Annotated in this window: 9 protein-coding genes and 1 tRNA gene; 5 read left to right on the top strand and 5 right to left on the bottom strand. The window is 44.9% G+C overall.

What is annotated here, in order from left to right; genetic code table 11:
• Window positions 1-359: 359 nt before the first annotated feature.
• Window positions 360-436, bottom strand: a tRNA-Met gene (locus tag QZV86_RS03090).
• A gap of 82 nt (window positions 437-518) precedes the next feature.
• Window positions 519-1,385, bottom strand: a complete 867-nt coding sequence (locus QZV86_RS03085) for a PA4780 family RIO1-like protein kinase (protein ID WP_295623926.1) — start codon at window positions 1,383-1,385, stop codon at window positions 519-521.
• A 311-nt stretch (window positions 1,386-1,696) separates the two neighbouring features.
• Between QZV86_RS03085 and QZV86_RS03080 the strand changes: the two genes are divergently transcribed.
• Window positions 1,697-2,845 (top strand): HD domain-containing phosphohydrolase, encoded by a 1,149-nt coding sequence (locus QZV86_RS03080; RefSeq protein ID WP_295623924.1) that lies wholly within the window; start codon window positions 1,697-1,699, stop codon window positions 2,843-2,845.
• 19 nt (window positions 2,846-2,864) lie between these two features.
• On the opposite strand, the gene QZV86_RS03075 is transcribed toward QZV86_RS03080, so the two are convergent.
• Window positions 2,865-4,112 (bottom strand): dicarboxylate/amino acid:cation symporter, encoded by a 1,248-nt coding sequence (locus QZV86_RS03075; RefSeq protein WP_295623922.1) that lies wholly within the window; start codon window positions 4,110-4,112, stop codon window positions 2,865-2,867.
• A 7-nt stretch (window positions 4,113-4,119) separates the two neighbouring features.
• Window positions 4,120-5,016: an oxygen-dependent coproporphyrinogen oxidase gene (gene hemF, locus QZV86_RS03070; RefSeq protein WP_295623921.1), complete on the bottom strand. Its 897-nt coding sequence runs from the start codon at window positions 5,014-5,016 to the stop codon at window positions 4,120-4,122.
• 229 nt (window positions 5,017-5,245) lie between these two features.
• Between hemF and aroC the strand changes: the two genes are divergently transcribed.
• Window positions 5,246-6,415 (top strand): chorismate synthase, encoded by a 1,170-nt coding sequence (aroC, locus tag QZV86_RS03065; protein ID WP_295623919.1) that lies wholly within the window; start codon window positions 5,246-5,248, stop codon window positions 6,413-6,415.
• Between the two features lie 408 nt (window positions 6,416-6,823).
• Window positions 6,824-7,222: a DUF3579 domain-containing protein gene (locus QZV86_RS03060; protein WP_295623917.1), complete on the top strand. Its 399-nt coding sequence runs from the start codon at window positions 6,824-6,826 to the stop codon at window positions 7,220-7,222.
• Between the two features lie 49 nt (window positions 7,223-7,271).
• Here QZV86_RS03060 and QZV86_RS03055 read toward each other — a convergent pair whose 3' ends face one another.
• Window positions 7,272-9,344, bottom strand: coding sequence for a di-heme-cytochrome C peroxidase (locus QZV86_RS03055; RefSeq protein WP_295623916.1), 2,073 nt, complete (start codon window positions 9,342-9,344; stop codon window positions 7,272-7,274).
• Between the two features lie 232 nt (window positions 9,345-9,576).
• On the opposite strand from QZV86_RS03055, the gene QZV86_RS03050 reads away from it, so the two are divergent.
• On the top strand, window positions 9,577-10,845 hold the full coding sequence (locus QZV86_RS03050) for a TolC family protein (protein ID WP_295623915.1): 1,269 nt from the start codon (window positions 9,577-9,579) through the stop codon (window positions 10,843-10,845).
• Complete coding sequence (locus tag QZV86_RS03045) at window positions 10,842-12,014, top strand: efflux RND transporter periplasmic adaptor subunit (protein WP_295623913.1); 1,173 nt, start codon at window positions 10,842-10,844, stop codon at window positions 12,012-12,014. The genes QZV86_RS03050 and QZV86_RS03045 overlap by 4 nt, the downstream gene beginning before the upstream one ends.
• The last annotated feature ends 1 nt before the right edge of the window (window position 12,015 follow it).

Raw genomic sequence — 12,015 nt, 5'->3', positions numbered from 1 at the left:
CAAAATTCAATTAGCACAAACAGCTCTTTCTGGTCAGTTTTGGGTTAGCGTCAACGCCCAAAGCGTCAGGAACAGAATACGCCATCGACCTGCATGGCGACCTTGCCGGAATTTTGACAGTTGCGGCAGGCAAGCAGCAAAAGATTAGCGATCATGATCCTTTGTTGCAGCAAGTCAAAATGATGACCGAATCAGGTGATCAAAAACATGGTTGTCAGAAAGATTCTAATGCTGACGAAATTTCCTCGAAAGAGGATTTGTCAGACAAGAACGAGATGGTTAACCTAAATGCACGTTCATCCCGTAAATCTGAATCAGCTGAAAAGCCGCATGAAACGGCGATTCTCAGCAAGGATAGATGGTTGCGGGGGCAGGATTTGAACCTACGACCTTCGGGTTATGAGCCCGACGAGCTGCCAGACTGCTCCACCCCGCGTCAGGAGCGGAATTATAACACAAGCAATCACACACCAGTCAATCAACATCTTCACTCTATACTGATATCGGTGAACAAATACTCAATACTGCGAAGAATGGTTATTCCATTTTGTTTGCTTATGGCGCTGCCAGGCAACTTCTTTTCTGAGTACTGAGTCGATGATCTGGAGAACATTACCAACATTTACCGGTTTTTCTTGCTGTTTAACATTTCCGGTTAAACGCGCCTGCGGCAACTGACCGCGTTGATAGTAAGACCATATCTCAGCAGCATAATCTGAATGCGCCAATTCCGGAGCAAATCGGCTGAAATAAGCTGTCAAATTATCGATATCGCGTTTTATCATGATGCGCGCTTGATGATTCTCCGTAGCACTCACAGCTTGCGGCAGATCAATAATCACCGGTCCTTCTCCATCAACCAGTACATTGTAGGGTGAAAGATCTCCATGAACAATTCCGACACATAGCATTTGCACAATCTGGTCAATCAAAATTTTGTGATAGGTACGTGCCTGCTTGGGTGTCAGTATTAATTCACTCAATCGAGGTGCCACATTTCCTTCAGAATCCGTGATCAATTCCATAAGCAGGACACCAGCAAAAAGATTATAGAATTTTGGCACGCGAATCCCGACCGTCGCAAGTCGACATAACATGTCAACTTCAGTGCTTTGCCATGCTTCTTCACGCGCACTGCGACCATAATGGCTACCTTTCTCCATCGCCCGTGCACGCCGACTATTTTTAATTTTACGCCCCTCTGTGTAACTAGAACAGTGATGAAAATCACGCTTATTACTATCTTTGTAAACTTTAGCGCAACGGGCACGGCCTCCACTGCTGACCATATAAATCATCGCTTCCTTGCCGCTCATGAGCTGACAAATTACGCTGTCGATCAAACCTTCTTCAATTAGTGGCTCGAGTCTTGTAGGTATTTTCATAGGGCATTATGCAAGCGCATCAAGGTATTCCTATACGCTTCTCATCCTCCTGTGTTATTGACGAAAATAATACTTATAAACCTCTCGTGATATCCGCTAGCTATTCCAATCTGGATTAACCACGTTATGCGAATTGTAGAAAGATTGATTGGTTTTTGGAATGTGACAAATTGTCGCGCGACAATTTGTCGCATTCATGACAAATCGTCTAAAATGATGTGAAAATTTATTGCTTTGTCCCAATATAATCACAATCATTATTGCCGCAATAGCCTAGGCCTCGCGACCCTTCACCTGATGAAAGGACTGTTATGCAATCGGAAGAAGATCTGTTTACACACCAAGACACTCTGGCCAATTTACATGAGAATTTGCCGCTGACAGAGAAGTTACGCTTTCTGCATCAAGTCATCCGCCAGGATTTTCTCTTCATTGATCGGTTGGCCATTGCTTTGTACGATGAAAAAACCGAGATGCTCAAAACCTATACGCATAGCACTGAAGGTAACGAAAATCCGGTGACCACCTACGAGGCACCACTGAGCGCAGCACCGTCTTTATTGACTATTATCGAACATCGCCGCCCGCGTTTAGTGCAGGATCTTGATATTTTCTCTCACGGCACACATGAGCACACCAAACGAGTAGCCGCCAAAGGGTATAAATCCAGCTACACGATGCCACTCTATCAAAGTGGTGTTTTCGTAGGATTTCTTTTTTTTAACTCGCTGCAGGAGCACCCATTTACCCCGCAAACACTGCGCCAGATTGATATTTACGGTCATTTAATCGCTTTGATGGTCATTAGCGAATTAACTGCTATTCGCACTTTATTGGCTGCAGTTCGTGCGGCCCGAAGCATGACGCATTATCGTGATCTTGAAACGGGCTCACATATCGACCGAACTGCCCATTATGCGCGATTGATTGCACGTAAACTCGCATCCAGTTATGGAATAACCGATGAACAGATCGAACATATATTTCTGTTTTCACCCATGCATGATGTTGGCAAGATTGGAATTCCGGATAATATTCTGCGCAAGCCCAGCAAATTAGATGCGGCAGAGTTCGATATTATGAAAACGCATCCGGTAAAAGGTCGTGAAATTATCGATTCCGTACTGGATGATTTTGGCCTGGGCGCATTTGGCCACACTAACATCCTGCGTAACATCGCTGAATACCACCATGAAGCAGTAGATGGCAGTGGTTATCCTGGTGGCTTAAAAGGCGAAGAAATTCCGATAGAGGCACGCATCAGCGCCGTTGCGGATGTGTTTGATGCATTGACCTCGCGCCGTTCGTATAAAGCGCCATGGAGTAATGAAGAAGCTTTTGCGGTATTACGGCAAATGTCCAATTCCAAATTAGATCGTGATTGCGTCGAAGCGTTGATAAATAACGCCGACAAAGTTTTGGAAATCCAGCAACGCTTCCGCGATAATGATCTGATCTAATACTCAAAAGAACTTAAATCTATTTGCCAAGCTTATCTTTATTGATCCAGTGCTGCACCACCAGGCTGCCCACCATATCCCCTTCCACATTGACCGCAGTACGCAATGTATCGAGTATACGATCGACGGGCAACAATATTGCGATCGCTTCAACCGGCAATCCGACAGATTGCAACACCACCACCATCGTCACCATCCCTGCGCTTGGAATGCCCGGTGCACCAATTGCTGCCAGCATGGCGGTCACAAATACAATCAATTGTTGCGTCAAGCTAAGTTCAATGCCAACCAGATTAGCGATAAACAAAGCTGCAACCGCTTCATACAACGCTGTGCCATCCATATTCATGGTAGCGCCCAGCGGAATCACAAATCCGGCAACGTCACGCTTGACATGCAAATGTTGTTCAGCGCAGCGTAGTGTAACCGGCAGCGTTGCGGCGCTGGAACTGGTCGCAAAAGCAGTGATCAATGCTTCACGCGCGCCCAGCCAGAATTTGAAGGGTGTCATACCCGTAGTCAGATAGAGGATCATTGGCAAAATCACCAATCCATGCAGTAAAGTGGTTCCTGATACGATCGCCACAAACTTAATCATCGTTGACAGCAATCCGGCATCTTGCGTAGCCACCAGCTGCAATACCAAAGCCATAATACCGAGTGGCGCCAGACGCATGATCCAGCCAACCAGCATTAGTATCAATTCCAGAAACTCCTGCATCAGCGTCAGGATATTGCGATAACGTTCTCCACCCACGACCAACGCAATACCCAATAACAAAGCAAATAATACCACCGCCAGCACATTACTTTGCGCTAAAGCAGCGATTGGATTCTGAAACAGCGAGCGCATGAACTGTGCAAAAAAATCCGGTAATGACATTTGTGTTGCCTGAAAACTCTGCATCGCATCCTGGAACATTGTAATCTGCAATTCGCCCCCAGGCTGCAACAAGTTGGCGGAGGTCAATCCCAAGATCAGCGCAAGCATCATCGTGGAAGTAAAGAAAATCAGCGCCACCTGCCAGACGCGATTCATTTGTCGATGTGAGCGTAAATTGGCCACACCGACCACGATTGATGTAAATACCAGTGGAATCAATACCATTCGCAACAAATCAGTGAATAATGTACCCACCAGTTTTGCGATATACAGTCCACTTTGTATAATCGTCGATTGCTGCTCCAGCGCTGTAAACCAGAAACCCAGTAATACACCCACTACAACACCAAACAAAATCTGATTATTAAGTGATATTTTGTTCACAGATTAATTACACCCAATCCTTACCAATCAGAAAATCCGTATATAACTTATTCTCAGCGCTACCTGTCGCCGGCGTCCAGTCATAGCGCCATTTCACAATCGGTGGCAAAGACATCAGAATAGATTCAGTACGACCGCCTGTTTGCAAGCCGAACAGAGTCCCACGATCCCACACCAGATTAAATTCCACATAACGTCCACGCCGATACGCCTGAAAATCCCTCTCGCGTTCACCATATGAAGTGTCCTTGCGGCGCTCTAATATAGGGCAGTAGGCGTTAAGAAAGTTTTCACTTACATTACGTATAAGTTTAAAGCAGGTGTCAAAATCAGGTTGATTCAAATCATCGAAGAACACACCACCAATACCACGAGGCTCTTTGCGATGCTTCAAATAGAAGTACTCATCGCACCATTTTTTAAAGCGTGGATAACAATCCTCACCAAAGGGTTGTAGTGCGTCTTTGCAAGTTTGATGAAAATGAACTGCATCTTCTTCATATCCATAATAAGGTGTCAGATCCATACCACCACCAAACCACCAAACGGGTTCAGCGCCTTCCTTGTGCGCCTCTAAGTAGCGTACATTCATATGCACGGTTGGCGCATAAGGATTACGCGGATGCAAAACCAACGACACGCCCATCGCTTCAAATGATCGGCCTGCGAGTTCAGGGCGAGCAGCAGTGGCCGATGCAGGTAATCCGGCACCATACACATGGGAAAAATTAACCCCGCCGCGCTCTAGTACATTCCCTTCTTCGATGACACTGCTCATGCCACCACCTCCTTCCGGGCGATCCCACTGATCACGTTTGAACGTTTTGCCGTCCACCTGTTCCAGTCTACCGATGATGTTATTTTGCAAATTAATAAGAAACTCTATGACTCGTGGTGTATTCATGCAAACTCCTATTGATAATACTCAGTAAATATGGCTAAAATCTCGCGTATTCCAGACAATAAGCTCCATTTTATCGCAGGTATATCATGACAATTGCATTTCATTGTTGATTTTTCTCAAGCCAAATTTGAATTATTTGCATGTATATAACTCTGCTCCTATTTTTCGACACAAAAAAGAACGAACACGTATGATAGACTCGCACAATTCGTTATAAGAGAATAAGAGAATGTCTGGCAATACATTTGGCACGCTTTTTACCGTAACCTCATTTGGTGAATCACACGGTCCCGCAATTGGTTGCATTGTCGATGGTTGCCCTCCGGGCCTAGTCATCAGCACTGAAGAAATCCAACTTGAATTAGATCGACGAAAACCCGGCACGTCGCGTCATGTCACACAACGGCGTGAATCCGATACGGTAGAAATTTTATCTGGCGTATTCGAAGGACAAACCACCGGCACGCCCATTGCATTACTGATACGCAATGAAGACCAGCGCAGCAAGGATTACAGTAAAATCATGGATACGTTTCGTCCCGGCCATGCAGATTACACCTACTGGCAGAAATATGGCGTTCGCGATTATCGTGGTGGTGGCCGTGCATCGGCACGTGAAACTGCGGTGCGCGTTGCCGCCGGTGCGATTGCAAAAAAGTGGCTGCACGAAAAATTTGACATTGTTGTTCGCGGCTATATGGCGCAGCTGGGACCGATTGGAATCCCATTCAAATGCTGGGAGGATATCAGTCAGAATCCTTTTTTCGTTGCTGACAGTAGTTATTCAGATCGCCTGGAAACATTTATGGATCAACTGCGTAAGTCGGGCGATTCGGTGGGCGCCAAAATCAGCGTAGTGGCACAGCATGTACCAGTCGGCTGGGGCGAACCAGTAAACGACCGATTGGATGCCGAAATCGCCTACGCCATGATGAGCATCAACGCAGTAAAAGGAGTCGAAATCGGCGCAGGTTTCGCCAGCGTAACACAAAGAGGCACCGAACATTCCGACGAAATGACACCGAATGGCTTCTTAAGTAATAACGCAGGCGGCATTCTTGGGGGCATTTCAACTGGTCAGGACATCACCGCCAATGTTGCGATCAAACCGACATCCAGCATTCGTCTCGGGCGGCGTTCAATTGATAAGAACGGCGATCCGGTCATTGTCGAAACGCACGGGCGGCATGATCCTTGCGTTGGTATCCGTGCCACACCGATTATCGAGGCCATGCTTGCACTGGTATTGATGGATCATGCTTTGCGACACCGCGCACAGAATGCCGATGTGCAGTGCAAAACACCCAAAATTCCCAGTAGCGCAAATGCTGTAGAAAAATCTGCAGCGGCATCTCAAGCACCTTCGAGAGAAGACCCGGAGCCTGAAGAAGATGTCTAAGCGCTAACAAACACGACAGAAGCTTCAGCGTCATCAAAGCTAGGCGGGTATTAGCTTAAGAAAAGATCACAGCACTACTACGACCTGTTCCCAGCTAGTCGCCGTCGAATGCAAAAACAGTTGCATAATCCAAAAATTCAAGTATTCCTCAAAGAAACCCGCTATAGCGGGTTTCTCTTTTTCCGGCCGACTATTTTAGCTTTTAATCAAAACGCTATTCATTTTTCTTAAGATTTGCCGATATGACAGCATAAATTCAAACGGAAAAGATTCACTGATGAAATCACGGCATACTCACAAAATATATCATTCTAACACTCCCTCACCACAGGCCAGTCAAGCTAACCAAGATCGATTGTATAGTGTTTCTAATCTTTTATTTTTTCTCGCATTATTACTACTACATTCATGAAAAACCAGTACAAAGAATTACTGATTCTGGGAATTACCATCGAGGGCCGCCCATTTCGACCCAGTGATTGGTCGGAACGGCTATGCGGGGCACTTGCCATCTATAATCGCAATGGCCGCTGGGAATACTCAGAGTATGCTCAGCCTGTTATATATGAAGGAAAGATAGGTGTTCATGTAAAAACCGCACTAAAAGATATCAATCCAGCCATGTATCAATTTATGATGGATTTTGCTTACAATAATCAACTCAAGGTAATTCCAACTGGCAAAGTCACTTATTTGGAAGAATCTCCAGTCCCTGAGGAAACAGAAGTAGCATGGTCTGTAACAAAACTGACACTTGCACTGTTACTGCATCAATGGAAAATAAGATTTAAGAATACTGGGCATTAGGCAGCAGTGTTTAATCTTAGACTATGCAAAATCATTTCTTACCTACACTTCAGAGTGATTTAAGGTATTCAACAAGATCAAGTCGCTGTTCTCCAGTCAAAGCTGGAAGAAACATCCCATCAGGCTGAGGCATCCTGCCAGAAGCAAACTCGTGACCACCATTATTGTTACCCCAAATATGTGTACGAAACAAAAAGCCATTATAGCCCGTGGATTTTAATCCAACTTTCACTGGATCAAACTCGCGCGATCCCACCATAAATTCATCCGGACGATATTCGCCTTCTACAGGATCATCAGGTCGCCGTTTAGGCAACAACAAATCATACAATGTTGGAATGGAGCCATTATGCAGATAAGGAGCAGTCGCCCAGATACCGTTGAGCGGGCGAGCTTTATAAGCCAAAACTGAAGCAAAAGGATTGTCGGTTGTATCAGGAACATAATTGCCATGTTTCAGGGAAGATTGCACTTCATTATCAAGAAATGTATAGGCAATATCAAGCGATCGCTCGAACCATCTGCGCACAAACCATTTATCTGGATCAGGTGTCGTCACCACATTGCGCGTAGCTGAAGTTAATAGTGCTACCACTGGCGCTTCACGTTGCAACAAGAGGTTTCCTGTACTGGCACCGACATATTGATTCCGCAAAATACCGCTATACCCGATATACTCAATCCCATTGTCAGCCATCTTAGAATCCGTTCCAACAAACGAAACATCAATCATTTTAGCCACAACGCGACGATCTGGATCAATGCGATCAATGTGACCGTGGCACGATGCGCAATATTGGGAGAACAACTTCGCACCTTTAGCCATTCGTGCTTTATCGATTTTAGGCAAAACATGCTCAGGCCACTGCGGCGAAGTTAATTTACGCAGATGCCTCTCCACTCGACGCAAATTTCTAATATCAATAGAAGACCGGAAATCAATATGCTTTGAACCAAATCCTTGTCCGCCAATAACTGAAGACAACGTAAAGCCATCTCCTTCTTGCCAATCCAGTGTACCAAAAACACCAATCATCTGACCTGCATTCCTGGCCATGGGACCTAATCCGCTGTTGTCGACTCTACCATTCCATTGAACGTAATCATGCTGCGGTATATCCCACAGGAATGGATAACTCACCGGCGCATCGGCTGGATTATAGATTTTGTTGCGCAACCGAATGATCTGCTTGCCAGTCAAATAGGCTTGAATCCTTTCAATAATGTGGTCGCGATTTGCGCTGCTGAGAACGGATTCCACATCTGGCATTATTTCAATCAATTCTTCCGGGGTCAGAATTTCCGTAAGCAATTCGCGCAATTGTTGTGCACTCATGATGTGTTCAAGCACACGATTATAGATTCTTCCAAACGCATCCAATCGCGCATAGCCATAACGAGTCAATGATCGTTTAGTATCTCTTGGGATGTTGATGATGGTATAAGTTTTGATTCGCTGCGTGTATTTCTTGAGATCCATCACCACTTCATTTGTTTCCTTATATTGACCTTGCCTCAATACGTTAGCAACGAAACGGTCACGTTTCTCTGAGTCCTCCAAGGTGACATGCAATGCTTCCGCCAAATCCATCATGAAAATTTCCATATCCGAATTTGCCGGACCGCCATCGATACGAATTCCGGTGCCCTGGTAATTGATTTGGGTTGTATGGCAAGCTGCGCAAGTAAAGCCCATAAATGTCTTGCCTTGATACTCATCTTGCACCATGCCAACGGGCAGACCATCTGGATTGCTTGTGGTTGGACGTTGCGGCAAATAGCCATAACGGTCTATGTTTTCATTATTGCGAAATAAAGCAGATGAATCAGGCTGCTCCAATACAAGAAAGAAGCTGTACGGTAATAAATTAGAACCCTGCGTCGTATTATAAAACCACAAACTATCGGATGTCGACCAACCCTGATCAAGGTAAATTGTTTGAGAAAATTGATCACCAAATTTATCGATACCACTCGAAATGACACCCCGGTTAGGGTCATTATCACGAAATTCATATACCCCTAGAGCTATTCCGGCAATCAGCCAAATCACCGATGATAAAACTAGAATCGTCGTTAAAAACTTTAGGTAAAAGTAATAATTGATAAACTTAAATTTCATGCGGTGTATTGTGATTGTTCAGCAAGCATTCAGGATTTATTTGATTAAATCCAGGACATCCGAATAGCCTTTTAACAATTGATATTGCAGGTATTGCTTCAAAACAACGATTTAAAACCCTATTATGCCTAATATTGATACTAATGAATCTTATTTTTCATATATGATTGCCAATCAATTTTATGCGAAGAATAAGCACAGAAGAAATTTCTTAATAATTATGAAGAACTCGATGCAGATTTTCTCATTTTGGTACTTTCTACTAGGTATCCTCTTAATATTTCCAGCGCCATTTGTATATGCCCAGCCACCAGCTCGCCTTACAATTGAAGAATTACAACGTGTGGGATTACAAGCAAATGGGCTCGTGCAAGCCGCTCGTTCGCAAGTGAATATGGCCAAAGCAGGTGTAATCGCCGCATCTGCATTTCTCAACCCTGAAGTAACTGTAATTGCTGGTCCAGATGACAGGCGCCTTCCTTTTGATCTTACTGGACCAGGAACTGTGCAGCGCACCTTAACAGTTAACCAGGGAATCGAAAATCCTTTTATGCGCAGTGCCCGGATTGGTGCATCAGAAGCTGTCGTTGATGCAAGCCGTGCCAGCTTTGATCAAATACGCGCAGATTTAGCAGCGCAACTGAGAGTTAGAGCCTATGAATTATTGTTACGAATAGAGCAAGCTACATTGGAACAGAACATTTACGACTTATTGAAAGAAGTACGGCGTCGTATTGCAGCCAATGTCGAAAGGGGGGAAGTCGCGCGCTTTGAACTCATTCGGGCAGATACCGAATTACAAAGCACAGCTAATCGCATGGAAGCTGCACAGTTAACAGCACAGCGCGCTCGAGTAGCGTTACTGCAACTGACGGCAGGAGCCATTCCAATTGATTTTGAGATTCAAGCTTCTCTGAAAGATCCGATTAATTTACCGCCATTGGACACATTACGTCAGGAAGTACCATCCGTAAATCCGGATGTCATCCGTTTGCAGGCAGAACAAGAGCGTGCCAAATTACGAATTAGCCAGGAAAAAGCTTCGGTGCTGCCGCAAATTAATTTTTTATATTCCAATTATCAAGACGCGCAGTTCACGTCCAATCTAGCGGGCATAAGCGTTAGAATCCCTTTGCTCTATCAACGTCGCGGCGAAATTGACACAGCCATTTATGATTCCGCACGGATACGTGAAACACTTGAATATCGCCGCTACGAAATCAGTCAATTATTCGAAGCAGCATGGCAGTCTCTGCAGATCGCGCGACGACGCGTAGACATGTTTGAAGGCGGTTTAATCAAAGAAGCAGAAAATGCAGTAAAAGTTGCCGAAGCCGCTTACAAGTTTGGTGAGCGGGGTTTGATCGAATTTTTGGATTCGCAACGTATACTCCGAGGAATCTTAGGTGATGCCTTGCTAGCACGTTTTGATCTTCAATCATCGGCTGTCGAAATTGACCGATTGCGCGCACATTATCCCAAGGAGCTAATTCCAGAATGAGTTTCAAACTAATTTTAATCAACTTCATTGTTTTTTCTACACTACTATTAACAGGGTGCGATAAAAACGAATCAACCAAAACCTCTGATAAAGAAATAGCTCAAAGCAGCGCCGAAGAAGACCGAGATATCAACAGCATTACTATCCGACCCGAGCTAGCAAACCGTTTAAAGATCGGACAACCTGCTTTAATTGATCTTGCGGATAAAATTCTTGTCCCGAGCAGAGTACAAGTCGATGAAGAAAGAACCGCGCAAATTGGTTCTTATGTAACCGGGAGAATTATCAATCTGTTTGTCATCTTAGGCGATTACGTTCAGGCAGGCGAACCATTAGCTCGCATTACCAGCCCAGATCTAACACAATCGCAGTTGGCTTATTTGCGTGCATCTTCACGCGTTGTTGTAACTCAGAAAGCAGCTGAGCGTGCGCACCATTTGTTTGCTGCTGATGCGATCGCTCAAGCTGAAGTGGAACGACGTCAATCCGAATTGGAAATTGCCCAGGCTGAACTAGGCGCAGCCACCGATCAGTTGAGATTATTTGGAATGACTGACGCTGAATTAAAAGAATTGTCCAAGAAAGGAAAAATTCTTCCGTGGTTGGATATCAAAGCCACCCGGGAAGGGTATGTCATTGCACGTAATGTGATGGTGGGCCAAGTGGTACAACCTTCCGATCCGTTATTTCAGATTGCTGATCTTTCTCACGTCTGGGTGGTTGGCGATGTACCAGAACAAATTGCGCGTGACGTGCGATTGGAACAGCATGTAGAAATCAATGTACCCGCAATAGGCGGTGCTGATTTTGATGGCGTCATAATATTTGTCTCGGATACCGTTAATCGTCTGACTCGTACCGTAATGACCCGGGTAATGGTGGAAAACCCAGATCGGAAATTGAAGCCGGATATGCTGGCCAATATGCATATCACCGATACACAGCATAAAAACCTAGTTGTCCCGGAAGCAGCAATTGTTCGCGAATTAAACCAAGATTATGTTTTTGTCGCGATCAGTGATAACCAATTTCAACGTGTGCCTGTCGAACTGGGTCCAGAAGTGGCTGATTACCGTCCTGTGCTAAATGGGCTATCAATTGATCAACGAATTGTAATGACAGGTGCTTTTCATTTAGACAGCGAGCGCAAGCTGGCTGAATTGGAATAAT

Origin of the sequence: uncultured Nitrosomonas sp. (genome assembly GCF_902826915.1) — a bacterium.
Classification (GTDB): domain Bacteria; phylum Pseudomonadota; class Gammaproteobacteria; order Burkholderiales; family Nitrosomonadaceae; genus Nitrosomonas.
Note: the sequence above shows the minus strand (reverse complement) of the source record. Positions and strands in the feature narration are given on the sequence as shown.